Here is a 25309-nt window from a genome sequence, read left to right on the forward strand (position 1 = left end):
CTCTTCCTGCGCCACATCGGTGGTCACGGTCGCCGTCATCGCCTGCCGTCCCAGCTCTCGCGGCGCAGCCGGTGCGGCGTGCCGAGCCGCACCGACTCGACCGCCGCCCGCCGGTAGTACAGCTGGGCGTCGTTGTCGGAGCGCATGCCGGCGGCGCCGTTGACCTGCATGGTCCGCGTCGTGACGGTGCGGGCCAGGTCGGAGGCGGCCGCCAGGCACGCCGCCGCGTGCGCGGTCGCGCCGGGGTCGTGCACCAGCAGGCGGGTCGCGTCGATGTGCATGGACAGCTCGCTGAGCCGGAACGCCACTCCCTGGAACTTCCCGATGGGCTGGCCGAACTGGCGGCGCGTCCTGGCGTGCTCGACGGCGTGGTCGAGCGCGGCCTGCGCCAGGCCCACCAGGTACGCCGCCTGGCGCACCCGCGCGCCGGCCAGCGCCGCCGGCCATTCGGTGGCGGAGCCGGACCACGCGGCCACGGGCGTGCCGGCGAACTCGACCTCGTACGCCTCGCCCCGGCCCGCCTCCTCGTAGCGCCGCATCGTGATGGACGGGTGGCCGGCCCGCACCAGCGCCGGTCCCGGCCCGCCGCCGCTCACCAGGAAGTGCTCGACCTCGGCGGCGAACCCCACGAAGGAGCACCGCGCGGAGATCGCGCCGTCGCGCTCCCGCCACGGCTCGTCCGTGACGGCCAGCGCCACCGGCTCCTGGCCGAGGACGTCGCCCGGCACCAGCTCGCGGGCCGTGAGCGTGTCGAGCAGCGGCCCCTGGTAGAGCACCGAGCCGAGCAGCTCCGCCAGCCGCACGGTGTCGGGGGTGCCGAGGGCGTCGAGCCCGACCAGCCCCTCCCACACCATGGCGCGGACCTCGCGGCCGTCGCCGTCGTCCGCGTCCTGGGTGCGCGGCCGGTCGGCCATGCGCCGGACGATCGGCGCCAGCTCCTCGTCGAAGAAGCCGGCGATCTCCGTGATCTGCGTCCCGGTCATGACGGCAACCCCAGTTTCGATGTGGCGACGAAGAAGAGCATGATCTCCGAGGAGCCCTGGGCGAGCGTGAGCCCCGGCGCCTCGCGGAAGCCGGCGTCGAAGACGCCCTCGGCGATCGCGGCGGGGTCGCGCGCGTCCAGCAGCGCCCGCGGCCCGAGCAGCTCGACGGCCGCCACCGCCACCTCCTTGGCGGTCTCGGAGGTGTACCACTTGGCGGTCGCCGAGTGCACCTCGTCGGGCCGTCCCTCGTGCAGGTTGGTCACGCACCGCCAGGCCAGCAGCCGCGCCGCGCGCACCCGCGTCTCCAGCTCGACCAGCCGCTCCTCGCAGCCGGGCGGCGCGTGCTCGCGCAGCGCGGCCAGGGTGCGCTCGGCCTTGGCCGAGTGGTCAAGGCCGGTCCGCTCCAGCGGCAGCACCTTGCCCAGCACCTGCCAGCCGTCGTCGACCTCGCCGAGCACGTCCTCGGGCCCCACCCGGATCCCGTCGAGCGTCACCAGGTCGAAGCGCTCCTCCGACAGGTTCCACACCGGCTCGATGAGCACGCCCATGCTCCGCAGCGGCACCAGGAACAGCGTGATGCCGGCGAAGCTCACCGGGCCGGTGGACGTGCGGGCCGCGCACAACGCGAAGTCGCTGTGCTGCGCCTTCATGTTGTAGATCTTGCGGCCGTGCAGGCGCCAGTGGTCGCCGTCCGGCTCGGCGCGGGTGGCCAGCGAGGCCAGGTCGGAGCCGACGTCCGGCTCGCTGAACAGCACGTTCGCGGTGATCTCGGCGCGCGCCAGGCCCGGCAGGAAGCGCTGCTTCTGCTCCTCGGTGCCGAACAGGTGGATGGCGTTGCCGACGATGTCGATGCCCAGGGAGTGCACGTTGTCGGGCACGCCGTGGCGGATCATCTCCTCGGTGAGTATCGCCTTCTCCACGATCGTGGCGTCCGAGCCGCCGTACCGCTCGGGCCAGTTGATCGCCAGCCAGCCGAGCTTGCCGAGCCGCCGGTGCACCTCGAGCAGGCCGCTCTCCTCCCCGTACGGCAGCCGCCTGGACTGCGCGATCTCCGCGCGCACCGCGTCCTCGCACAGCAGCTTGCAGACTTCCTCCCGGAAGCCATCCTGTTCCGGCGTGAAGGCCGGCATCATCGGGCACTCACCTCGCTCGTCCGGTCGCGCATGACTCGCGCCAGCGCTTCGATGTGCGGGGGGCGGAGCATCGTGTAGTGGTCGCCCGCCACCACGCGGGTCTCGTCGGCCCAGGCCCGCCAGCGCTCGGCCTTGCCGGGCCCGGACCCCTGCGCGCACAGCGCCACCACCCGGGCCCGCACGCGGGGCGGGCGGAAGGTCAGCAGCGCGCGCACGTTCGCGGCGAACACGGGGAACCGCTCGGCCAGCCCCGGGTCGCCGGGGTCGGCGCCCATGGCGGCCACGTCGGCGTCGAACCAGGCGCGCAGCTCCTCCTCGCCCGGCTGAGCGGGCTCGCCGGGGATGGCGGTGTCGTCGCGGGTCGCGGCGTCGTCAGGGGTCGCGGTGTCGTCGGGGATGGCGGTGTCGTCGGGGATGGCGGTGTCGTCGGGGATGGCGGTGTCGAGCACGAACGTCAGGGCGACGTCGCCGTCCTGGCGGGCCATCTCCAGCGCGACCGCGCCGCCGACCGACCAGCCGCCCAGGTGCAGCGGCCCGTCGGGCCGGACCTCGCGGATCGCCGCCAGGTAGGTTGCCGCGAGGTCGGCCAGGCTCCGGCCCTCGGTGGGGGCGCCGTGCAGGCCGGGGTCCTCCAGCGCGTGCACGGGCCGGTCGTCGCCCAGCAGCGGGGCCAGCGGCACGTACGGCGCGACCGAGCCGCCCGCGGCGTGCACGAGGAACAGCGGCGGCCTGGTGCCGGCCGGCTGGAGCGGCACGAGCGGGGAGCCGGGGCGCCCGTCCGGCGCGGCCTGACGCTGCCGGGCGAGCGCCTGCTCCCGTTCGCGCCGCAGCCGCAGGCGCAGCACCGCGCGCCGTTTCTCGGCCAGGTCGGCGGTCATCAGCTCGACTCCTTCAACAGCCGGTCCAGCTCCTCCTCGGACAGACCGGCGACCTGGGCCTCCAGCTTGGCGACCTCGTCCTCGCCCAGCAGGGCGCGCTGCGCGTCGTCGATCTGGGCGGCGAACTGGCTGAGCAGCGGGTAGCTGAACAGCCGGCGCGGGTCGAGCGTCACCTGGAAGGCGTCGCGCACCCGCGAGATCATCTGCGTGACCTGGAGGGAGTTGCCGCCGAGGACGAAGAAGTTGTCCTGCGCGCCGACGCTGCCGGGCTCGAGGCTGAGCAGGCTCTGCCAGATCTCGGCCACGCGGCGCTCGGTGTCGGTGCTCAGCTCGGCCTGCCCGGTGCCGCCGCCGGGGCGCGGGTCGGGCAGCCGGGCGTGGTCCACCTTCCCGGTCGCGGTCAGCGGGAGCTGCTCCAGCCGGACGTAGTCGGCAGGCACCATGTGCAGGGGCAGCAGCCCGCTCAGGTGCTCGCGCAGCGCGTCCTGCTCGAAGTCGCCCACCACGTACGCGGCCAGCCAGGCCGACGGCGTGCCCTGGTCGCGCACGGTCACCACGCACTGGCGCACGCCGTCGAAGGTCTCGATGGCGTGCTCGATCTCGCCCAGCTCCACGCGCAGCCCGCGCAGCTTCACCTGGCGGTCGACCCGGCCCAGGAACTCCAGGTTGCCGTCGGCGTTCCAGCGCACCAGGTCGCCGGTGGCGTACATGCGCTCGCCGGGGGTGGGGGCGAACGGGTCGGGCAGGAACTTCTCGGCCGTCTGGCCCGGCCGCCCGAGGTAGCCGATGGCCAGGCCGGCGCCCGCCATGTGCAGCTCGCCGGGCACGCCGACCGGCACCGGGCGCAGCGCCCGGTCCAGGACGTAGGCGCGCTGGTTGGCCATCGCCCGGCCGATCGGCGGCGGGCCGTCCAGCGGCTCCGGCGGGCACAGGTAGTCCACGCAGGTCACCGTGACCTCCGTCGGCCCGTACCCGTTGTGGAACTCGCGGCCCGGCTTGCTCCACCGGTTGACCAGGTCGGCGCCGAACGGCTCCATGCCGATGAAGCACACCCGCAGGTCGTCGAGCGATGCCGGGTCGAGCAGCCCCAGCACGGCGGGCGGGATGTCCACCATGGTCACCCGCTCGCGTTCCAGCAGCCCCTGCAGCCGCTCGGGGTCGAGCAGCTCGGAGCGCGGCGCGCCCACGATGGTGGCGCCGGCGGTGAGCGTCGAGAACACGTCCGACACGCTCACGTCGAAGGCGGGGTTGGAGAACTGCAGGATCCGGTCGTCCGGCGTGACCGAGAACATCCGCTGGAAGGTGGTGCAGAAGTTGACCACCGCCCGGTGCGGCACCATGACGCCCTTGGGGGTGCCGGTCGAGCCCGAGGTGTAGATGACGTACGCGGTGTCCTCCTGCGCCACGTGCACCTTCGGCGGCGACGCCGGCCGGCCGTCGAGCACGTCCGTGTCCAGCAGGAGCCGCGCCACGTCGGCGGGCACCCGGTCGGCCAGGTCGGACGTCGTCACCACGGCCGCCACGTCGGCGTCGCCGAGCTGGTAGGCCAGCCGCTCCGGCGGGTACTGCGGGTCGAGCGGCAGCCACGCCCCGCCCGCCTTGAGCACGCCGAGCTCGGCGGCCGGCAGGTCGAAGCCGCGTTCGAGCAGCACGCCGACCACGCGGCCCGGCGTCACCTTGAACTCGTCGACGAGCACGTGCGCGAGCCGGTCGGAGCGCTCGTCGAGCTGCCGGTAGGTGAGGTCCTCGCCCGCGAACCGCATCGCGACCGCGTCGGGCGTCTCGGCGGCACGCGCGGTGAACAGCTCGTGCAGCAGCCGCCCGTCGACCTCGCCCGGCTCGGGGTTCCAGGCGGTCAGCACGCGCAGGTACTCCTCGTCGGGCATGATGTCCAGCGCGTCCACGCGGGCGTCCGGCCGCGACAGGGCGTCGGCCATGACCGTGGTGAAGTGCTCCACCAGCCGCTCGATGCGTTCGTGGTCGAACAGCTCGGAGGAGTACTCGATCCACACGCCCAGCCCGCCGTCCGGCAGGTCGTTGATCTGGAAGGTGATGTCGAACCGGGTCGTCTCCGGCTGCGGGGTCAGCATCTCGACCTCGACGCCGGGCAGCCGCCAGCGGGCGATCATCGGCTCGGGCAGCAGCGTGAACAGGTGCGCGACCAGGGGGTTGCGGCCCGGCAGCCGCTCCGGCTTCAGCTCCTCCACCAGCCGGCCGAACGGCACGTCCTGGTGGGCCATCGCCTCCAGGATGTGGTCGTTGGTGGCGTGCACCAGGTCGCGGAAGACGGGGTTGCCGCGCAGGTCGCCGCGGACCACCACCGTGTTGGCGAAGAAGCCCATCATGGGCTCGATCTCCGAGCGGGTCCGCCCGGACAGGACGGAGCCGAGCGCGATGTCCTCCTGGCCGGTGTAGCGGTTCAGCAGGACCTGGTAGCCGGCCATCGTCAGGGCGAGCAGGGACACGCCTTCGGCCTTGGCCGTCTCGCGGATGCGGCGGGCGAGGTCGTCGGGCAGGCGGGTCTCGTGGATGCGGCCGGCCCCGGTGGGCGCCGAGGGGCGCTGCCGGTCGGTCCGCCACTCCAGCGGCTCCATGCCGTCCACCGCGGAGTGCCAGTACTCGATCTGCTTGGCCGGCTCCTCGCTGAGCAGCCACAGCCGCTGCCACGCCGCGAAGTCGGCGGGCTGCAGGGTCAGCTCGGGGAAGTGCGCGCCCTGCGGGTCCTCATAGCGGGCCGTCAGCTCCTCGGCGAACTGGCGCGAGGACCAGCCGTCGATCACGATGTGGTGCCACACGATGGACAGCACGTGGTCCTGCGGGCCCAGCCGCAGCAGGCCGAAGCGGTAGGGCGGGCGGTTGCGCAGGTCGAACTCCTCGCGCACCTGCGCGTCGATCCACTCTTGGATCTGCTGCTCGGTGCCGTCGGTGACCGGCAGCTCCCACGTCTCGGGCGGCGGATCGACCGTCTGGAACGGCACGCCGTGCTCGTCGCCGAACCGGGTGCGCAGGCTCTCGTGCCGCGCGACGATCCCGCGCAGCGCCTCCGAGAGCCTGGGCACGTCGAGCGGGCCGCGCAGGCGCATCGCGAACGGCACGTTGTAGACCGGCGCGCCCGCGACCATCTGGTGCAGGAACCACAGGAACCGCTGCTGCTCGGCGATGGCCATCTTGCCGGTGCGCGGAACGGGGACGATCTTCTCCCGCTCGGCCTTCTCCGCCACGCGCTGGCGCACCTTCCGCTCCAGCAGGGCGCGCCTGATGTCGGCCGCATGACGTTCGGTGGGTGCGGACATGATCTCGGTCTCCTCCTTACCGTCGCACGCTGATCGGGCGCAGATCGGTCCACACCCGGGCGATGTGCTCCAGGCACTCGCTCTTGCCGCCCTCGACGCCGGCCGCGCGCCAGCCGTTCGGCAGGTCACGGCCGGCGGGCCAGATCGAGTACTGCTCCTCGTGGTTGATCACCACGACGTACTGCGCTTCCATGGCGCTCACCTCTCCTGGGGTGCGAAAGTCTCCTGGGGTACGAAAGCGGGGATGCCGGTCAGCTCGCCGAGGTAGCGGTCGAGCATGGTGAGCCCGTCCGCCGCCGGGGGGCGGGCGTGCCGGCTGAACCGGCGGGTGTCGAAGTGCCGGGTGCCGTCGGTGAACAGCCGGTCGAACTCCTCCGGCGCCGCGCCGTCCCGGTCGCCGCTCGCCGGCGGCAGCAGGAGCGACAGCCTGACCAGCCGCTCCTCGGAGCCGGCGATGGCGTCCAGGCGCTCGCGGAAGCGCGCGTAGCCGACCCGGTCGAGCCCCGACCGCTCGGCCAGCACGCCGAACGCCTCCGCGAAGCGCAGCCGGGCCGGGCACAGCACGTGCATCGCGCCGTCCGGCACGTCGAGCTCGCCGGTCGCGGCCCGCGCCACGAACGCGCCGACCACGTCCACCGGCGTCACGTCCGTCTCCGCCGCCGTGGGGAAGACGCAGCCGGTACGCGCGCACGCGTACAGCAGGTTGTGCGCCAGCGAGTCGGGGTTGGCCACGCCGATCTCCCGGTGCGGCCACACCTCGCCGAGCCGGTACACCACGGACCTGACGCCCAGCCGGTGCGCGTCGGCCAGCACGCTCTCCGCGACGTACTTCGAGCGGTTGTAGCCGTCGGCGGCGACCTGGTCCATCTCCGGGATGCGGTCCTCGGTGATGGGCGGGGCGCCCGGGCCGGGCGGCGGGAAGATGCTCAGCGTGGACAGCGTGTGCAGGCGGGCGCCGCCCGCGGCCAGCTTGATGAGCTCCTGCACGCCGAGCACGTTGGCGGGCCGGTGGTCGAGGTAGCCGGACAGGAAGTTCACCGCGCCGGCCGCGTTGACGACGCCCGACACGGACGAGGCGATCGCGTCGAAGCGCCACTGCGGCAGGCCCAGCAGCTCGCTGCCCAGGTCGCCCGGCACCACCTCGACGCGGCCCGTCTTCAGCGCCATGGGCAGCGCCTGCCAGGCGGCGGTCAGGCCGTACTGGTCGAGGACCTCCGTCAGGCGGCGGGCGCCGTCCGGCGGGTCGCAGCAGCGGACGAGACAGACCAGCTCGGCATTGGAGCGGGTCAGCAGCTCGGCGAAGATGTGCGCCCCGACGAAGCCGGTCGCGCCCGTGAGCAGCAGGGTCCGCGGCGGGCGCCACGCCAGGTCGTGCCTGATGTAGGCCAGCTCGGCGCTGTCGTCGTCGACGCCCCTGGTCAGGCGGGCCGCCTGAGCGCGCACGGTGGAGGCCACGAGCAGGTCGCGGGGGCGTACCGGCTGGCCCAGCCGCTCGCTGATCGCGGTGGTCAGCCGGTACGCCAGCAGCGACGTGCCGCCGTAGTCGGCGAACGGCACCGTCACCGACACCTGGTCGCGTTCGAGCACCTCGCACCACGCCGCGCCGACCAGCTCCTCCATGGGGTCGGCCGGCGGCTCGACCCGCTCCTCCTGGCCCGTCCCCTGGGCCGTCCCGGCGACGAGGAGCGCGGCCAGGGCCTTGCGGTCGGCCTTGCCGTTGTGGTTGAGCGGCAGCGCGTCGAGCACCACGATCTGGTGCGGCACCTGCTCGGCCGGCAGCTTCTCCGCCGCGTACCCGCGCAGCCGCTCCGCCGCCGGCGGGTCGGCCGGCGAGCGCGGGGTGACGCAGCAGACGAGCGTGGAGGCGGGCGGCTCGCCGAGCACGAGCGCCACCGCGCTGCCCACGAGCGGATGGCCGGCCAGGGCCGAGGCGACGTCGCCGAGTTCCACCCGCACCCCGCCCACCTTGACCTGCTCGTCGAGCCGGCCGTTGTAGTACAGCAGGCCGTCCTCGCCGAGCCGGGCCAGGTCACCGGTCCGGTACAGCTTCTCCCCCGGGATCTGGGGGAACGGGTTGGGCACGAACACCCGCTCGGTGCGGCCGGGGTCGTCGAGGTAGCCCGCGCCGACGCACTCCCCGCCGAGATACAGCTCGCCGGGCGTGTTCACCGGGACGGGCCGCAGGTCCTCGTCGAGGACGATCGCGGCGGTGTTGTCGATGGGGCGCCCGATCGGGATCCGGTCGGCGTCGGCGTCGGTGACGTCGTGGAAGACCGACCCGATCGAGCACTCCGTCGGCCCGAACGTGTTGGTGACCGCCAGCCCCGGCAGCAGCGCGCGCAGCCGGTGCACCGCGCCGGGGCCGGCCGCCTCCCCGCCGATCAGCATGCGCCGCAGGCTCGACGCCGCCACGCGCAGGTCCTCGCGCACCTCCAGCAGCGACACGAACGCCTCCAGCACGGACGGCACGAAGTCGGTCATGGTGACGCCGTAGCGGCCGATGGTCAGCGCGGTCTGTTCGAGGTCGAGGATGCCGTCGCGGTGCGGCAGCACGACCTGCCCGCCCGACACCAGCGGCCACAGCACCTGCCACATCGAGGAGTCGAAGGTGGAGCGGCTGTTCTGCAGCGTGACGTGGCCGGCGCCGTCACCGAACCGGCGCGACATCGTGGTCAGCCTGTTGACCAGGCCGCGGTGGCGGTTCAGCGCGCACTTGGGCGTGCCGGTCGAGCCGGAGGTGTAGAACCCGTAGATCAGGTCCTCCGGCCCCGGCCGGCGGCCGGCCGGCAGGGGTCTCCTGGCGGCCGGGTCGTCCGCCGCCCGCGCGCAGTCGACGACGACCGCCTTCGGAGCCCGCTCCAGCTCTTCGAGAGCCGCTACGGTCGCCGGCGACACCACGACGGCGGGCGGCGACAACTCGGCCATGATCGCGGTCAGCCGGTCGATCGGCCACGCCGGATCCAGCGGCACGAACGCCGAGCCCGCCTTCATCACCCCGAACAGCGCCGCCGGGAACTCCGGGCCGTCCGCCACCAGCACGGGTATCAACTGACGGGCCCGCACGCCGTTGCCGATCAGCCGGTGAGCCGTCATAGTGGCTGCGGCGTCGAGGTCCGCATAGCTCATCGTGGTGTCACGGTGGCGAATGGCGGGGCGGTCGGGGCCCCGCTCTTTCTGCGTACAGAACAGGTCGAGGACCGTGCTGTGCCGGGGAAACACATGCTGCGGCCCCAGAGATAAGGTCAGGACGTCTTCGCTCAGTCGCGGGTATTCATGGCGTGGCATCGTGCTCCCAACAGATCCTCGTTTCCGGCGAGTTTCCTGCGCAATCGGCTGATATTCAGGACGACGCTTTCCGGGCAGCCTGGACAGCCTCGGAGAGTCGCTCGGATAAATGCGGGCACGGCTCCGAACAAATGGCCGTGCAGCGCGGGCACGAAAAAGAGAGGGCGCGGCAGGACACGGCCCGGGGCGGTGCTTTACGCGTGCCGCCGAACTGTCTTGATGAGTGGCGCCCGGCGTTCCCGGGCACTCGGGGACGTGCCGCCGGCGCTCCTAGGCGCTCCGGTGGCGGGCCGCCGGTGCCGCGTGATAGCTCGTGACGTGCTGGTCGGCGCGTGCAGTGACGAAGCGTTCCCCCCTTCCTCCTGGGCCTGGGTGCCGCACGTGCGATCAAAGTAACCTATATCAGGCTGATAACGGGTTACTCACATCTTGGAACACGGAACCGGGATCCGCAACCCCGCCCGGCCCCGCTCCCGGCCCGGCCGCCGCCGCGCGGGGCGGCATGGCCTGCGGGAATGGGAAGGTGCCTGACACCGAAATTCGGATGGAGCCGGGCGAGCGCCGCACAGAGGCGGCGCGAGTGGCATACCCGGCGTTACCCCCGGCGGGTCCCGCCAATCCGGTACCGCCGCCCTTTGTGACAACTTGCCGAAGCCCACGAATGGTCGGCCGGACGCCGCTCGGCAAGGAACCACATAAGTGCGCACCCGGCCCACCGAATCGGACCGGAAGAAAATCGGGCACCGAATATCGGGCGGCCGCGCATTTTTCCGGATTTGCGTCCGGCGGGAGTGATGGCGGGCAATCCGTGGGTAGGGTCGCTGACCGCCGGCGCATCGAAAGGCCGGCATCGCACCCAATTCACCGAGGTAAAGGGGGAGCCGTGCGGCCGGTCCAGGAGAACGTACGCGCCGGACTATTCCAATCGGGCGGCCTTTCCGCCCTCGCGGTCGGGATCTGGCTCCGGGAGACGGCCGGGCCGGCGCGGCACTACATCGCCGACCTCGGCCAGGCCGATCGCGCGAAGCTGGACGCGCTCGCCGCCCGCCTGCGCGAGCTCGGCGACGAGGCCGTCGTCGTCGACCTGCGCCCGCCGATGGCCGCCGTCGCCTCGGACCTGCTGCGGTACGGCGCCCGGCACGACGGCGGCTACTGGAACACGACCGGCGCCGCCCGCTTCGTGCTCGTCAGCGAGCTCACGCCGGTGATGCGCGCCGACGGCTGCCGGGCCTTCGTGCACGGCTGCGTCGGCGGCGGCAACGACCAGCGCCGCTTCGCCCGCTACGGCGCCCAGCTCGCGCCGGAGCTGGCGATCGTCGAGCCGTGGACGCTTCCGCAGGCGCTCGACCGTTTCCCCGACCGGCACGCGATGCTGGCCGCCGTCACCGAGCACGGGCTGCCGCTCGACCCCGGCAGCGGCGCCGGGCGCTCCACCGACGCCTGCCTCGCCGGCGCCTCCCACGAGTCGGCGGAGCTGGAAGACCTCACCACCCCGGTCACCCGCCTCGACCCGCGCTGGAGCACCTGGCCCGGCCAGGCCCCGGCCGACCCCGAGACCGTCACCGTCACCTTCCTCGACGGGCGCGTCACCGACGTCGGCGGCAGCGGGCCCGACCCGGTCGCGTGGATGGCCCGCGCCAACGCCGTCGGCGCCCGGCACGGCGTCTGGCTGCGCGACGTGGTCGAGCGGCGCATCATCGGCACCGTCTGCCGGGGCATCTACGAAGCGCCCGGCCTGGAAGTGCTCGGCCCCGCCTGGACCCGCATGCTGCAGGCCGGCCTCGACGCGGCCGGCCGCGACCTCTACGACCGGATGGCCGCCGTGCTCGGCGCCGCGATGTACGAAGCCCGCTGGCTCGAACCGGCCGCGCGGGCGGCGCGGGCGGCGATCGACCGGCTGGTCGGCGACATCAGCGGCAGTGTGACGCTGTCCGTGCACCGGGGCGTCGTCCGGATCGAGCGGACGGAGATCACCGGCCGGGTGGAGCAGCAGACGCGGTTCGGCTCGGGCGGCAACCGCTGGAGCGAGACGGCCACCACCGCCGCCCCAGCGGCGGGCGCCTTCCCGCCAGAGGACACCGCCGTCTCAACGGCGGGCCCGTTCTCGCCAGGGGGCACCGCCGTCCCGCCCCTTGGCCGCCATCGTCCGGACATGAACTCGACAGGGAGGAGAACTCATGCGTGAGCGCCGATTCGGCCGGCTGGGCTGGAAGGTCAGCGAGGTCGGCTACGGCATGTGGGGCATCGCCGGCGGGGAGGGCGGATGGACCGGCGCCGACGACGCGACCGGCGACGCCGCGCTCGACGAGGCCGTCCGGCTCGGATGCACCTTCTTCGACACCGCCTGGATCTACGGGCGCGGCCACAGCGAGCGGATGCTCGGGCAGCTGCTCAAGCGGCACCCCGACCGCCGCCTCTACCTCGCGACCAAGCCCCCGCCCAAGGACCGCACCTGGCCGTCCACCCGCGACTCCAAGCTGGCCGACGTTTACCCGCCGGACCACCTGTGGGAGTACCTGAACCGCAGCCTCGAAGGGCTGGCCCTGCCGTCGGTGGACCTGTTCCAGTTCCACGTCTGGGAGGACTCCTGGGCGCACGACCCGTCCTGGCAGGACACCGTCACCGAGATGAAGGACCGCGGGCTGATCGGCGGGGTCGGCATCAGCGTCAACCGGTGGGAGCCCTGGAACGTGCTGCGGACGCTGGAGACCGGGCTGATCGACGCGGTGCAGGTCATCTACAACATCTTCGACCAGGCCCCCGAGGACGAGCTGTTCCCCGCCTGCCGCGAGCTGGACGTCGCCGTGATCGCCCGGGTGCCCTTCGACGAGGGCACGCTCACCGGCACCCTCACCCGCGACAGCCGCTGGCCCGAAGGCGACTGGCGCAACACGTACTTCGTGCCGGAGAACCTCGTCCCGAGCGTGGAGCGCGCCGAACGGCTCGCGCGGATCGTGCCCGAGGGCATGACCATGCCCGAGCTCGCCCTGCGCTTCATCCTCGCCAACCCCGACGTCACCACCGTCATCCCCGGCATGCGCAAGCCCGCGCACGTGCGCGCCAACCTCGCCACGAGCGACGCCGAGCCGCTGAGCGACGAGCTGATGGCCGCGCTGCGCGAGCACCGCTGGGACCGCCGGCCCACGGAGTGGTCGCAATGAGCGCCGCCGCAGCCAGGCCCATCGTGCTGTGGGCGGTCCCCCGGTCGCGGTCCACGGCGTTCCTGCGCATCATGCTCGAACGCGGCGACCTCGAAGTGCTGCACGAGCCGTTCTCCTACCTCCAGGCGGACGGGCACTTCGAGGTGGCGGGCCGGCGCGTCACCTCGCCGACCGCACTGCTCGACGCGATCCTCGACCTGAACGCCGGCGGGCGCCGGGTGTTCGTCAAGGAGACCTCCGACTACACCTACACGCCGCTGCTCCAGGACGAGCGCCTTTACACCGAGGTCGTCAACACGTTCATGATCCGGGAGCCGCGGGCGGCGATCTCCTCGCACTACGCGATGAACCCCGGCGCCACCCTCGACGAGTACGGCTTCGAGTACCTGCACGTCATCTTCGACGCCGTCCGGTCGGCCACCGGCGAGATCCCGCTGGTGATCGACGGCGACGACCTCGTCTCCGCCCCCGAGGCGACCGTCCGCGCCTACTGCGAACGCGTCGGGCTCGCCTTCAAACCGCAGGCGCTGCGCTGGGACCCGGGGCAGCGGGCGAACTGGCGGCGTACGGACCGGTGGCACGCGGAGGTCGCGCGGAGCAGCGGGCTGGAGGCCAGGACGCCGCAGCGGCGCGAGACCCCCGACACGAACCCGCACCTGCGCCGCGTCGCCCAGCACCACCAGCCCTTCTACGACGCCCTCGCCCGCCACCGCCTGGCCGGCTGACACCGACGCCCGCGCGCCCGCTCCGCCCGCCGCACGGGCCCCTAGGTCAGCACGTGGATGGCTGGTCGCCGGCGGGGCGGCAGGTCGGCGCGGGGCGCCGGTCGGCCGGGTCGGTGGGCTGCGGTTCGGGTGCCGTGCCGAGGGGACTCGGGGTCTGGCGAGGTGACGGGGTGCCGGTCGCGGGGGCGCCTGAAGCGCCGGGCGTGGCCGAGGGCGCCGGGGCCGGAGTGGGGTCGGCGGCCGGCGTCGTGATCGTCGCGAGGGTCGCGCTCACGACCGGTGCCGGGGTGAAAGGGGAGACGTCCGCCGGGGATTCCGGCGGGCTCGGGGGTGGGCTCGCCGAGCGGGTCGCCGCCGTCCGCAGCGGGCGGTCGGGGACGTCGAGGCCGGCGCCCGTGCCCTTGACGACCTGCGGCTTGGGGCGGGCGGCCGGACGGGCGGGCTTGCCGGTGAGCTGCTCGGCCACGGTCCGGTCGGTGACGGTCTGGTACGCCAGGATGCCGCCCATGCTGACGGCGAACACCACTCCGGCTGCGGCGGCCACCCTGCCCCACGGCACCCTCTCGCCCCGTGCCGGCTCGGCCTCCATGACCGCGACGGCCGGCGCCTTCGCGGCGGTGTGCCCGCGCTGGGCGTTCTCCGTGTGCTGCTTGACCTTCTGGTGGGTGCGTTCGAGGTAGTGCGCGTACACGGTGGTGCCCACCGTCGTGCCGACGCTGACCAGCGCCGCGCCGATCACGGTGCCGGCCACTCCGAGGCAGGAGGCGGCGACCGCGGCGGTGGCCCCGGCCAGCGCGCTGCCCGCGATCTGCGGTCCGGTCAACTCGAACTTCCGCTGAACGTCGCCCATCCCGGCCCAGTTCCCTTCTTGATTGATCGATTTGTGCAAAAGCCGAGTAAGGGCGACGAACAACGCATGCGGGAACGAGCGGAGTTGGTGCGCCCACCAGGCTGGGCAGATCCGGGGGGTTCGTGGTGATGAGTCTAGGTTCGTCACCTGGGCGGGCCCCGCCGACCCGCCGCCGAATGGGCGGATCTTTACCGGCGAGCGCACCACCTTTGGCCCCGGACAGGTTTGCCGACGCGCGGACGGATCCCGGAAGCGGCCACTCGGTGACGAAAGCTCACCCATCGTAACGGACCCCAGGACGAGCGCTCACCCCGGGGCGGGAGCGCCCGGGTGAAAGGTTCACGGGCGGGACGGCTCGGGGCGCTGGTGGCGGCAGGCGCGGCGGCAGCGGGCGTTGACAGCACCGGCCGCACCGCAAATCATCGTCGCCGGAGCCGATTGGGAGCGCTCCCACCAGACGAACCAGGAAGGTGAGCGACGCATGACTCGTCCCCCTGTGGCCATGGACCGTCCCGCGGCCGTGCGGTTGTGGATCGCCGCCGCCTGCGCCGCGGTCCTGGCGCTCGCCGGCCTCGTCGTGACCGTCCCCGCCGCGGCGGAGACCGGCTGCCGGGTGGACTACACGGTCAACCAGTGGCAGGGCGGCTTCACCGCTCAGGTGAAGGTGACCAACCAGGGGCCGGCGCTGAGCGGATGGCGGCTGCGCTGGACGTACACCGGAGGCCAGCACGTCACCGGCGGGTGGAACGCCCAGGTGGAGCAGAACGCCACCGTCGTCACGGCGGCCGGCCTCGCCTGGAACGCCTCCCTGCCCACGGGCGGCGCCGTCGAGTTCGGCCTCCAGGGCACCTGGTCGGCGGCGAACCCGGCGCCCACCGACTTCGCGCTCAACGACACCCCCTGCAACGGCGCCCCAACCCCGACCGTGACCCCCACGGTGACTCCCACCGTGACTCCCACAGTGACCCCCACGGTGACCCCGACCGTTCCGCCGGGCTGCGGGGACGCGCCGATCTGCTCCGGGTTCGAGGACCAGTCGGGCACCCCGTCCGGCGAGTGGCAGGTCACCACGCCGAACTGTTCCGGCACCGGCACCGCCACCATCGACACCTCCGTCGCCCGCAGCGGGTCCAAGTCCCTGCGCATCCAGGGCGGCGCGGGCTACTGCAACCACGTCTTCGCCGCCACCACCCGCGACGTCTCCAAGATCGGCCCGGTCGTGCACGCCCGCGTGTGGATCCGCCACACCACGGCGCTGCCCGCCACGCACATCAGCATGATCACCATGGCCGACGCCAACGACGGCAACCGCGACCTGCGCATCGGCGGCCAGAACGGCGCCCTGCAGTGGAACCGCGAGTCCGACGACGCCACCCTGCCCGAGCAGAGCCCGGCGGGCGTCGCCCTGAGCACCCCGCTGCCGGTCGGCCGCTGGATCTGCCTGCGCTACGAGATCGACACCACGCAGCGGTCGATGCGCACGTACGTCGACGACCAGGAGGTGGCGGGCCTGCGCGTGGACGGCGTCCCCACGCAGGACGTGGACGCGCAGTGGCTGCGCCGCGCCGCCGCCCCGCGCCCGGCCACGCTCCGGCTGGGCTGGGAGAGCTACGCCAACGACAGCGACACCCTCTGGTACGACGACCTGGCCGTGAGCTCGTCCCCGCTGTCGTGCTGATCCGGGCCCTCGCCCGCTGTCAGGCCAGGACGGTGACCGGGTCGCCGAGGCGCAGCTCGCCCCGGCCCCGGGGCACCAGGCGGATGCCGAACCAGGTCTTGCCGTCCCAGCGGCGGTGGCGGGCGAGGGTGCGCAGGGGCTCCTTGCCCCGCGCGAAGGTGACCGGGTCGTAGGTGGTGGCGGCGCAACGATCGCAGTGCTCGGTGACGCGGAAGGTGAGCGGGCCGATGCGCAGCTCGCGCCAGTCGTCCTCGGCGTACGGGGGTGCGCCGTCGATCACGAGGTTGGGGCGGAACCTGGCCATGTCGAGCGGGGCGGGCGGGTCCTCCCCGCGTTCCGCGGCGCCTTCGAGGATCCACTCGTCCAGGCGGCGCAGGGAGGAGCGGGAGGTGAGCAGGACGGGGGCGTCGCCGGCGAGGTGGACGACGTCGCCGGGCAGGCCGCCGTGGGCGGCCGGGACGGCGCAGCGGCGGGGGTCGTCGAGCCAGACCAGGCGGGCCGGCTTGCCGAGCAGGCGGGTGAACCAGGCGTGCGCGTCGGGGTGCGCGAGCACGACGTCGTCCACTTCGGCGAAACCGATCGGGACCCTCTCCCCGGCGGCCGGGGGCACCTTCAGCGGGGGCATGCCCGGCGCGTCGAGCAGCAGCCCGTCCTCGTCGGTGACGGCGGCGACGACGGACAGCAGCCGGGGGTTCTCGCCGAGCCAGTGGACGCCGCCCTGCTCGTCGACGACGGCCCAGCGGCGGTCCTCCGCGAGCCCCCAGGGCTCCACGACCGTCGCCGCCACCGCCCGCCCAGAAACCGACTTGACCGGATATTTCCGGATCTCAGCAAGCTGCACCCCGCCACCGTACGCCGCACGAAGCCCCCTTCACGAGAGCCCGGCGATCACGCCGAGAGGCCGCCCGCCCGACCCGGGCGGATGAGCTTCCGCGACGTGGCCGCCGCAAGAAGCCGCCCCCGATCAGGGCATGAAACGTTCATGGACGCCGTCCTCCAGGACGCGGTCGAGCCGGATCGGCAGCGTCCGCACGCGGGTCCCGGTGGCGGGCCAGACGGCGTCGGCGATCGCCGCCGCCGTGCCGACGTTGCCGATCTCGCCCACGCCCTTGATGCCCAGCGGGATGCCCGGCTCGTGATCGTCCACGAACCCGGCCTCGACGTCGGGCACGTCGGCGTGCGCGGCGATGTGGTAGCCGGCGAAGTCGGCGTTGACGTGCCGGCCCGAGACGGGGTCGCGCACGCCCTCCTCGTGCAGGGCCGGTCACCTCGGCGAAGACGGCGCTGAAGGAGTGCCGCTCCAGCGCGGCCAGCCCCGCGAGCGAGCCCGTGGTGTCGGCGGTGACCGTCACCGGCCGGTCCGGGTCGCGCGGCCGGGCGCGCAGCCCGGCCGCCGCCTCCGTGATGGCCCACGCCCAGGACGTGGTGCCGCGCGAGCCGCCCGCGCCCCACGCCGGGCCGAGCTCGCTGTCGGAGATGCGCAGGCGGATCCGCTCGACGGTGGTGCCCAGCGCGCCGGCGGCGATCGCGGTCAGCGCCGTGCGCGCGCCCGTGCCGAGGTCGGTGGCGCCGACGAGCACGCTGTACGTCCCGTCCGGCTCGGCGGTGATCGACGCCGTCGACGACCTGCTCGGTCATCGGCCTCATGGCGGTCGCCAGGAACACCTGGGCGCGGGTCAGCGTCACCCGTACCGGCCGGCGGAACAGCGTCGCGGCCATCGCCGAGAGGATGAGCTGCGGGCCGCACATGCCCTTGGAGCCGAACCCGCCGCCGACGTGCTCCGTGCGCACTCGCACCCGTGCCGGCTCCAGGCGGAACAGCGCGGCCAGGGCGCGCGCCACGGCGAACGGCCCCTGGTCGGAGTTGATGGCCTGCAACCGCTCGCCCTCCCACCACACGGTCGCCGAATGCGGCTCCATGGCGCCGCGGTGCTCCTCCGGCGTGCGGTACCGCTCGGCGACGACCACCTCGGCGCCGGCCAGCTCCGCCGTCACGTCGCAGGTGCGCCTGCAGCACGCCCGGCTTCTGCTGGCCACCTGCCCGCAGGACGTCACCGCCGTCGCGCACCGCGTCGGCTACGACAGCCCGTCCCGGTTCAGCCGTGAGTACCGCCGCCAGTACGGGCTGCCGCCCAGCCGCGACGCCGCGCGCCTCCAGCCGGCCGCCTCCTGACCCGGCCACCGGTGCCCTGAGCTGCTGTTTCCCGGTGAAGTCATCTCCCGGTAAATACCACAGCCCCGCCCTCTATCGCCACAAATTGTGACGTTAGAGTGACGTACTGTGAACGATACTAAGCATGTGGAAATCTCGTGGCCCGGCATCGGCATCACCGTGGCCGCCGAACTCGACCAGCGCAACCCCTCCCTGGCCCAGGCCCTGTGGGAGGGGCTGCCCTACCGCAGCCTCCAGGGGCACGCCCTGGTGGCCGGATACCACCTGTACCACGTCGCTCCGGTGCACTCGCTGCTGCACACCCCGGCCGAGTACAAGGTGGACCGCCGCACCGTGCCCGACGGCACGCTGTTCTGCTCCAGGCTGCAGCACCTGGGCATCAAGTACGGCGAGCTGACCGAGCCCATGTCCGCCACGCCGATCGGCAAGGTCGTCGACTCCGATCTCGACGCCCTCGCCCAGGCCGGCCAGGAGGTGTGGCGCTCGGTCTACGAGACCAAGCAGCCCGTCATCGCCGAGGTCCGCCGCGCCGGCGAGCCCGGCGGCCACGTCCTGCCCCGCCTGCCCATCGGCGACCCCGAGCTCAACCGGCTGGTCACCGAGGTGCACGCCGAGACCGAGCGCATCTGGCTCACCCCGCCGCAGGAGCTGCTCGACCTGCACTCCGGCCGCATCCCGTCGCGCGCCGGCAGCTACGAGACGGTCCTGACCACGCTGCTGTTCGTCAACGGCGAGACCCGCCCGCTCGGCTACAGCTGTTACGGCGGCCTCGTCCGCGCCGCCCTGGACGGCATGCCGATGCCGTGGCTGCGCCAGATGACCAGGCAGCTCGCCCACACGCCCGCCGAGTTCCTCGGCTACTGCGGCCTCGACCGCCTGTGGGACTTCACGCAGCGGCTGCTGTCGGGGCTGGAGCGGCTCGACGACCACGAGGACTTCGTCGCGGTCATGGCCCACATGGCCCTCTACTGCAACTGCCTCGGCGGCTGGAACTCGCACCTGTTCCCGTGGCAGGCGGGCGACCACCTGCGCAGAACGGTGGCGGCCACGTGAGCGCGCGCTCCAAGGTGGTGGTGATCGGCGGCGGCGTCATCGGGCTGTCGATCGCCTTCCACCTGGCCGAGGCCGGCGTGGAGGTGACGCTGCTGGAGCGCGGCGAGCTCGGCTCCGGCGCCTCCCGCGCCACCGCCGACGTGGTCCGCTCCTACTTCGCCGGCAACCCGATCAGCTCCGCGCTGGCCGTGCGCAGCCTGGAGGCGTACCGGGCCTTCCCCACCAGGCCGGGCGCCGAGCTGCCGCTGCGGCAGGTCGGCTACCTGGTGCTGTTCACCGAGCCCGACCAGGTGGCCGCGTTCAACGCCGACCTGGCCGCCCAGCGGGCCGCCGGCGTGGACGTCGAGCTGATCAGCGCGGAGGAGGCCAGGCAGCGCAACCCGCTCATCGGGGACCTGCCGCTGGCCGCCGCCGCGTACTCGCCCGACGCCTACATCTCCGACACCACCGCCATCGTCACCGCCTACGCGCAGGCGGCCGAGCAGGCGGGGGCGGCACTGCGTACCGGCTGCCCCGTCACCGCCATCGACGCCGAGGCCGGGCTCGTGCGGATCGCCGACGGCGAGCTGTCCGCCGACGCCATCGTGTGCGCCGCCGGCGCCTGGTCGGCCTCGCTGGTCCGGTGCGCGGGCGTGGACCTGCCGCTGACCGAGCCGATCGAGCAGGAGCTGCTCACCACCGACCCGCTGCCGCCCGGCACGCCCGAGATCCCGGTCACCCTGCACGCCGCCAGCGGCCTGCTCATCCGCACGCGCGGCGACCGGCTGCTCATCGGCATGGGCTACCCGGGCGCCGACCGGGAGGCGTGGCGCCGGGACGTGGCCGCGCGGATCGCGGAGACGTACCCGAGCCTGGCCGGCATCCCGCTGCACACCGCCGTCACCGGCCTGCGCGACGCCAGCCCCGACAAGACCGCCTTCATCGGCCACCAGCCCGGCCCGCCGGCCTTCCTGTACGCCACCGGCTTCTCCGGGCACGGCCTGTGCAACGCGCCGGCCGCCGGCGAGCTGGTCCGCGACCTCTACCTCGACCGGGACCCCGGCATGGACGTGGCCGCGCTGGCGATGAGCGCACGACGGACGGGATGACCGCCATGACCGACCAGCACTCCGAGCACGCGCACCGCTTCAACCCGGCGGGCTACTCCGACCCGTCCGACGGCGACGACCGCCTCGACCAGACCGGCCGCACCGCCGGCGGCGACCGTACCAGGCGCGCCGACCGCCCTGACGACCGCCCTGACGACCGCCCTGACGACCGGGCGGGCGAGGGCGGGCAGGAGCGGTTCGTGCTCGATCCGGCCACTCCCGATCTGCACGGCGACAACGAGCGGCTGCGGCAGGCCGGCCCGGTCGTGCCCGTCACCGCCGAAGGCGTGCCCGCCTGGGCCGCCACCCGGTACGACACGCTGATGACCGTCCTGACCCACCCCGACCTGACCAGGGAGCTGCACCACTGGTCGGGACGCGACGCGCTGCCGCCCGGCACGGCCATCGACCGCATCGTCACCGACACGTCCATGCTCAACGCCGAGGGCGAGCGGCACCGCCGCCTGCGCATGCCGCTGACCACCGCGTTCTCACAGCGGCGGCTGAACGGGCTGCGCCCGCGCATCGAGGAGCTGACCGCCCGGTTGATCGACCGGCTGGCCGGGATGCCGCCCGACGAGCCGGTGGACCTGCGCCTGGAGTTCGCCTACCCGCTGCCGCGCGAGGTCATCTCCGAGCTGATCGGCATCCCGGAGGCGCACCAGGACGACCTGCACCGGCTCACCGACGCCGTCGCCCAGGTCGGCGGCCTGGAGGACTCGCCGGAGCTGCGCAAGGAGCTGCGCGAGCTGCTCGACCGGATCATCGAGGAGCGCCGCGGCACGCCCGGCGAGGACCTCATCAGCGACCTGTTCGCGCTGCACGAGAAGGACGGCGGGCGGCTGTCGGAGGACGAACTGTTCGCCACCATCGAGCTGCTGTTCATCGCCGGGCACGTCACCACCGTCAACCTCATCACCAACGCGATCGGCGCCCTGCTCACCGAGCGCGGGCAGCTCGACCTGCTGCGTTCCGGGCAGTGCCCCTACAGCGCCGCCGTGGAGGAGACGCTGCGCTGGGACTCGCCGATCGCCTACTTCCCGATGCGCTACGCCAAGCGCGAGGTCGAGATCGACGGGGTGCGGCTGCGTCCCGGCGAGCCCGTCCTGGCCTGCTTCGCCTCCGCCAACCGGGACCCGCGCCAGTACGGCGAGGACGCCGGCGTCTTCGACGTCACCCGGCCGCAGTTCACGCACCTCGCCTTCGGGCACGGGCCGCACTTCTGCCTGGGGGCGCCGCTGGCCAGGCTGGAGGGCGAGATCGCGATCAAGGCGTTGTTCGAGGCGTTCCCGGAGATGACGCTGGTCCGGCCGGTGACGGAGCTGCCGCCACTGGACACGCTGCTGGGCAACAGCACCCGCACCATGCCGGTCCTGCTGGGCCCGCGCGCCGGCTGAACTCTTCTGTTCAGCCCGCCGCAGCAGCCCTCGGCTCACGGTCGTAGTGGCGCAGGAACAGCTCCTCCAGCGTCGGCGGCCGGCTCACCAGGCCGCGCACGCCCGCGGCCGTGAGCCGGCGCAGCACCGGGTCCAGCTCCGCCGTGTCGACCGTGAACCGCACCCGGTCACCGGCCGGCCCGCCCGTGACGGTCAGGTCGTGCACTCCCGGCAGGTCCGCCAGCCCGTCGGGGGGCCCGGCCAGGTCGGCCTCGATCGAGGTGCGGCTCAGGTGCCGCAGCCCGGCCAGCGTGCCGGTCTCGACCGTGCGCCCGTCACGGATGATCGTCACGCGGTCGCACAGCGCCTCGACCTCGGCCAGGATGTGGCTCGACAGCAGCACCGTACGGTCGCCGCGGCGCTGCTCCTCCCTGACGCATTCGCGGAACACCTCCTCCATCAGCGGGTCGAGCCCCGAGGTGGGCTCGTCGAGCACCAGCAGCTCCGCGTCGGAGGCCAGCGCCGCCACCAGCGCCACCTTCTGCCGGTTGCCCTTGGAGTAGGCGCGGCCCTTCTTGCGCGGGTCGAGGTCGAAGCGCTCCAGCAGCTCGGCCCTGCGCCGCCGGTCGAGCCCGCCGCGCAGCCGGCCCAGCAGGTCGATGGTCTCGCCGCCGGTCAGCGCCGGCCACAGCGTCACGTCGCCGGGCACGTACGCCAGGCGCCGGTGCAGCTCGGCCGCGTCGGCCCACGGGTCGCCGCCCAGGAGCCGGGCGGTGCCGGCGTCGGCGTGCACCATGCCGAGCAGGATGCGGATCGTGGTGCTCTTGCCCGCGCCGTTCGGGCCGAGGAAGCCGTGCACCTCGCCCGCGCGCACGGTGAGGTCGAGCCCGTCGAGCGCCGTGCTCCGGCCGAACCGTTTGCGCAGCCCGGAGACGGCGATGGCGTCGGTCATGGTCATGCCCTTCCTGTGGTGGCGCCCTTTTCGAGGGCGGCGCGGGCCGTGGCGGCCTCTTCGGGGGTGAGCAGCGGGTGGGAGTAGACGTACAGCAGGGTGCGCAGCAGTTCGTGCTGGCCTTCCGTGGTCTCCAGCGACACGCCCAGCCCGCGCTCGACGTGCCGCGTCAGCACGGTGAACGACAGCGACATCGCCGCGATCACGGTCGCGCGCGCCCGCGCCGGGACGTCCGGCGGCTCCGGCAGGTCCTTCTCCGCCTCCTCGAACCACTGCACCCCGATGCGCACCATCTCGTCGAAGAACGGCGCCGCCCACCCTTCGGTCAGCGCCCGCGCCAGGTAGTCGCGATAGGGCCCCATGGCGGCGACGGGGTTGAGCCCGCTGAGCGGCCGGCTCGCCGCCTCCTCGTGCAGCCGGTGCATGACCTTCATCAGGTGCTCGTCGCACGCCTCGCGCAGCGCCTGCTTGGAGCCGAAGTGGTGGCGCACCAGGCCCAGCGACACGCCCGCGGTCTCGGCGATGCCGCGGATCGTGGCCCGCTCGAAGCCGTGCTCGCCGAAGTGGCGCAGCGCCGCGTCCCTGATGCGGGCGCGGGCCGTCAGGTCCTCCGGGTCCGGTGCGGTGGTCGTCACCCCACCCCTCCTGTTCGCTCGTACAGCCTACTGTTCCTGTGAAAAGCAAACTATATCCACGTATAGTCGCTCGTCCAGCACCCGGCCACGCGCGCGACACCTTCACGTTCTACGCTCCACACGACGACGATTGGAGCCACCGCCGTGCCACACGCCACGCCCATGCGCCTGGCCACGACCATCCGCCCCTACGACTGGGGCTCGGTCACCGCCCTGCCCGAGCTGTTCGGCACCGAGCCGACCGGCGAGCCGCAGGCCGAGCTCTGGATGGGCGCCCACCCCGGAGCGCCCTCGACCGCCGACGGCGTCCCGCTGAACGAGCTCATCGCCCGCGACCCCGCCGCCACGCTCGGCGAGCGCTGCGCCGAGCGGTTCGGCCCCGTCCTGCCCTACCTGTTCAAGGTCCTGGCCATCGAGCGGCCGCTCTCCCTCCAGGTCCACCCGACGAGCGCGCAGGCCGAGGCCGGGTTCGCCGACGAGAACGCGCGCGGGATCCCGCTGGACGACTACGCCCGCACGTACAAGGACGCCTCGCACAAGCCCGAGATGGTCTGCGCGCTGACCCCCTTCCACGGCCTGTGCGGCTTCCGCCCGCCCGCCGCCACCGCCGGCCTGCTCGACCGGCTCGGCGTGCCCGGCCTGCGCCCCTGGATCGAGACCCTGCGCACCGGGGAGCCGGGGCAGGCCCTGCGGGAGGTGTTCGCCGCCATGCTCGGCGACGCCGCCCGCCCCCTGCGCGCCGAGACCGAAGCCGCCCTGCTGGAGTCGCGGGACCCCGATCTCGCCGCCTACGCCGGCATCGCCCGCGCCTACCCCGGCGACCCCGGCATCGTGGCCGCCCTCCTGCTGCACCACGTCACGCTCAGCCCCGGCGAGGCGCTCTACCTGGGCGCCGGCGTCCCGCACGCCTACCTCGGCGGCATCGGCGTCGAGATCATGGCCAACTCCGACAACGTGCTGCGGTGCGGCCTGACCTCCAAGCACGTGGACGTGCCGGAGCTGATGCGCGTGGTCGACTTCACCCCGTCGGCCCCGCACCGGGTCGAGCCGGCGGCCGACGGCTCGGGCGCCTACGACTACCGGCCGCCCGCCCCCGAGTTCGCCCTCACCCGCTACGACCTCGCGGGGGCCCACGCCCTGCCGGGCGGCGTGCCGGCGATCGTCCTGTGCGTGGAGGGCGAGGCCTGCGTGGGCGAGGCTCGCGTGGGTGAGGCCCGCGTGGGTGAGGCCCGCGTGGGCGAGGACCTGACGCTGCGACCGGGCCAGTCCGCCTTCGTCCCGGCCGCTGCCGCGTCGCCGGTGGTTTCCGGCAAGGGGACGATTTACGTCGCCCAGCCCGGCGCCTTTACGTTGTAGATCTCCAAGGGACGGGAACGCTTCGGCCGCCGGTTGAACGTCCCGTCCCTACGCTCCATCCGTGACCGATCATGTGACCATCGAGCCCAGCATCCTGTACTTCGGCACCCCCGTCGTGCTGCTGTCCACCGAGAACCCGGACGGCACCGCCAACCTCGCGCCCATGTCGTCGGCCTGGGCGCTCGGCGACGTCGTCGTGCTCGGCCTCGGCGCCGAGGGGCAGAGCGCCCGCAACCTCGCCGAACGCCCCGACCTGGTGATCAACCTGCCCGCCCCGCACCAATGGCAGGCCGTGGAACGGCTGGCGCCCCTGACCGGCCGCTTTCCCGTCCCCGACACCAAGCACGCCGGCTGCCGCTACGAGCCCGACAAGTTCCGCGCCGCCGGCCTGCGGCCCGAACCCTCCGACGAGGTGCGGCCACCGCGGGTGGCCGAGTGCCCGCTGCAGTTCGAGGCGCGGGCGCGGAGCGTACGCCCGGACGCCTCCGCCTCGTTCGTCATCGTCGAGGCCGCCGTCACCAAGGTGCACGCCGACCCGCGCCTCGTCGTCCCGGGCACCCAGCACGTGGACCCGGCCGCGTGGAGCCCGCTCATCTACAACTTCCGCCACTACTTCGGCCTCGGCCCGCAGCTCGGCCACTCCTACCGCAGCCAGACCCCCACCCTCGACGGCGCCCCGCTCTAGGACGG

Annotated in this window: 21 protein-coding genes and 2 pseudogenes; 10 read left to right on the forward strand and 13 right to left on the reverse strand. The window is 73.5% G+C overall.

The window, feature by feature from the left end:
• Positions 1–35: 35 nt before the first annotated feature.
• From HCN51_RS26340 to HCN51_RS26365, 6 genes are read right to left on the reverse strand one after another with little or no spacing between them, the layout of a single operon-like run.
• On the reverse strand, positions 36–983 hold the full coding sequence (locus HCN51_RS26340) for an acyl-CoA dehydrogenase family protein (RefSeq protein ID WP_168012588.1): 948 nt from the start codon (positions 981–983) through the stop codon (positions 36–38).
• A complete protein-coding gene (locus HCN51_RS26345; RefSeq protein WP_168012590.1) occupies positions 980–2116 on the reverse strand; it encodes an acyl-CoA dehydrogenase family protein in 1137 nt (378 codons plus the stop codon). The genes HCN51_RS26340 and HCN51_RS26345 overlap by 4 nt, the downstream gene beginning before the upstream one ends.
• On the reverse strand, positions 2113–2994 hold the full coding sequence (locus HCN51_RS26350) for a thioesterase domain-containing protein (RefSeq protein ID WP_168012592.1): 882 nt from the start codon (positions 2992–2994) through the stop codon (positions 2113–2115). Before HCN51_RS26350 ends, HCN51_RS26345 begins: the two co-directional genes overlap by 4 nt.
• Positions 2994–6287 carry a non-ribosomal peptide synthetase gene (locus HCN51_RS26355; RefSeq protein WP_168012594.1) on the reverse strand — a complete coding sequence of 1098 codons (3294 nt, stop codon included), beginning with the start codon at positions 6285–6287 and terminating at the stop codon, positions 2994–2996. Before HCN51_RS26355 ends, HCN51_RS26350 begins: the two co-directional genes overlap by 1 nt.
• 16 nt (positions 6288–6303) lie before the next feature.
• Positions 6304–6480 carry an MbtH family protein gene (locus HCN51_RS26360; RefSeq protein ID WP_168012596.1) on the reverse strand — a complete coding sequence of 59 codons (177 nt, stop codon included), beginning with the start codon at positions 6478–6480 and terminating at the stop codon, positions 6304–6306.
• Positions 6481–6485: 5 nt separating this feature from the next.
• A complete protein-coding gene (locus HCN51_RS26365) occupies positions 6486–9572 on the reverse strand; it encodes a non-ribosomal peptide synthetase (protein ID WP_277350094.1) in 3087 nt (1028 codons plus the stop codon).
• A gap of 883 nt (positions 9573–10455) precedes the next feature.
• On the opposite strand from HCN51_RS26365, the gene HCN51_RS26370 reads away from it, so the two are divergent.
• The 3 genes from HCN51_RS26370 to HCN51_RS26380 are packed head-to-tail and all read left to right on the forward strand — an operon-like array spanning position 10456 to position 13458.
• On the forward strand, positions 10456–11757 hold the full coding sequence (locus tag HCN51_RS26370; RefSeq protein ID WP_168012600.1) for an argininosuccinate synthase domain-containing protein: 1302 nt from the start codon (positions 10456–10458) through the stop codon (positions 11755–11757).
• A complete protein-coding gene (locus HCN51_RS26375) occupies positions 11750–12733 on the forward strand; it encodes an aldo/keto reductase (protein WP_168012602.1) in 984 nt (327 codons plus the stop codon). Before HCN51_RS26370 ends, HCN51_RS26375 begins: the two co-directional genes overlap by 8 nt.
• Positions 12730–13458 (forward strand): sulfotransferase, encoded by a 729-nt coding sequence (locus HCN51_RS26380; protein ID WP_168012604.1) that lies wholly within the window; start codon positions 12730–12732, stop codon positions 13456–13458. Before HCN51_RS26375 ends, HCN51_RS26380 begins: the two co-directional genes overlap by 4 nt.
• A 46-nt stretch (positions 13459–13504) precedes the next feature.
• Here HCN51_RS26380 and HCN51_RS26385 read toward each other — a convergent pair whose 3' ends face one another.
• On the reverse strand, positions 13505–14308 hold the full coding sequence (locus HCN51_RS26385; RefSeq protein ID WP_168012606.1) for a hypothetical protein: 804 nt from the start codon (positions 14306–14308) through the stop codon (positions 13505–13507).
• Between the two features lie 481 nt (positions 14309–14789).
• On the opposite strand from HCN51_RS26385, the gene HCN51_RS26390 reads away from it, so the two are divergent.
• Positions 14790–15986, forward strand: coding sequence for a cellulose-binding domain-containing protein (locus HCN51_RS26390; RefSeq protein WP_206067828.1), 1197 nt, complete (start codon positions 14790–14792; stop codon positions 15984–15986).
• A gap of 19 nt (positions 15987–16005) precedes the next feature.
• Here the strand turns inward: HCN51_RS26390 and HCN51_RS62380 are convergent, their stop codons facing one another.
• The 4 genes and pseudogenes from HCN51_RS62380 to HCN51_RS63065 all read right to left on the reverse strand — a co-directional run.
• Positions 16006–16827, reverse strand: a complete 822-nt coding sequence (locus tag HCN51_RS62380) for an MOSC domain-containing protein (protein ID WP_168012608.1) — start codon at positions 16825–16827, stop codon at positions 16006–16008.
• A gap of 123 nt (positions 16828–16950) precedes the next feature.
• The gene (locus HCN51_RS59770) at positions 16951–17229 is read right to left on the reverse strand and encodes a hypothetical protein (protein WP_240973260.1); all 279 of its coding nucleotides are present in this window, start codon (positions 17227–17229) and stop codon (positions 16951–16953) included.
• A 133-nt stretch (positions 17230–17362) separates the two neighbouring features.
• Positions 17363–17599: pseudogene (locus tag HCN51_RS63060) on the reverse strand (molybdopterin cofactor-binding domain-containing protein); the annotation flags it as partial.
• 79 nt (positions 17600–17678) lie between these two features.
• Positions 17679–18023: pseudogene (locus tag HCN51_RS63065) on the reverse strand (molybdopterin cofactor-binding domain-containing protein); the annotation flags it as partial.
• Between HCN51_RS63065 and HCN51_RS63070 the strand changes: the two are divergent.
• The 4 genes from HCN51_RS63070 (at position 17905) to HCN51_RS26420 (ending at position 21697) form a co-directional block, all read left to right on the forward strand.
• Complete coding sequence (locus HCN51_RS63070) at positions 17905–18159, forward strand: helix-turn-helix domain-containing protein (RefSeq protein ID WP_428981551.1); 255 nt, start codon at positions 17905–17907, stop codon at positions 18157–18159. The pseudogene HCN51_RS63065 and the gene HCN51_RS63070 sit on opposite strands and share 119 nt — an antisense overlap.
• A 126-nt stretch (positions 18160–18285) precedes the next feature.
• A complete protein-coding gene (locus HCN51_RS26410) occupies positions 18286–19212 on the forward strand; it encodes a cucumopine synthase-related protein (RefSeq protein WP_346433805.1) in 927 nt (308 codons plus the stop codon).
• Entirely contained in the window at positions 19209–20300 is a 1092-nt protein-coding gene (locus HCN51_RS26415) for an FAD-dependent oxidoreductase (RefSeq protein ID WP_168012612.1), read from the forward strand. The genes HCN51_RS26410 and HCN51_RS26415 overlap by 4 nt, the downstream gene beginning before the upstream one ends.
• Before the next feature lie 5 nt (positions 20301–20305).
• On the forward strand, positions 20306–21697 hold the full coding sequence (locus HCN51_RS26420) for a cytochrome P450 family protein (RefSeq protein WP_168012614.1): 1392 nt from the start codon (positions 20306–20308) through the stop codon (positions 21695–21697).
• 10 nt (positions 21698–21707) lie between these two features.
• Here the strand turns inward: HCN51_RS26420 and HCN51_RS26425 are convergent, their stop codons facing one another.
• Positions 21708–22628, reverse strand: coding sequence for an ABC transporter ATP-binding protein (locus tag HCN51_RS26425; RefSeq protein WP_168012683.1), 921 nt, complete (start codon positions 22626–22628; stop codon positions 21708–21710).
• A gap of 2 nt (positions 22629–22630) precedes the next feature.
• On the reverse strand, positions 22631–23263 hold the full coding sequence (locus tag HCN51_RS61485; RefSeq protein ID WP_168012616.1) for a TetR family transcriptional regulator: 633 nt from the start codon (positions 23261–23263) through the stop codon (positions 22631–22633).
• Positions 23264–23407: 144 nt separating this feature from the next.
• On the opposite strand from HCN51_RS61485, the gene manA reads away from it, so the two are divergent.
• Both manA and HCN51_RS26440 read left to right on the forward strand, forming a co-directional pair.
• Complete coding sequence (gene manA / locus HCN51_RS26435) at positions 23408–24619, forward strand: mannose-6-phosphate isomerase, class I (RefSeq protein ID WP_346433806.1); 1212 nt, start codon at positions 23408–23410, stop codon at positions 24617–24619.
• Between the two features lie 61 nt (positions 24620–24680).
• Positions 24681–25304: a flavin reductase family protein gene (locus tag HCN51_RS26440; protein ID WP_222107203.1), complete on the forward strand. Its 624-nt coding sequence runs from the start codon at positions 24681–24683 to the stop codon at positions 25302–25304.
• Positions 25305–25309 lie beyond the last annotated feature (5 nt).

The sequence above is a fragment of the Nonomuraea composti genome (assembly GCF_012034275.1).
In the GTDB taxonomy this organism is placed as follows: Bacteria; Actinomycetota; Actinomycetes; order Streptosporangiales; family Streptosporangiaceae; genus Nonomuraea; species Nonomuraea composti.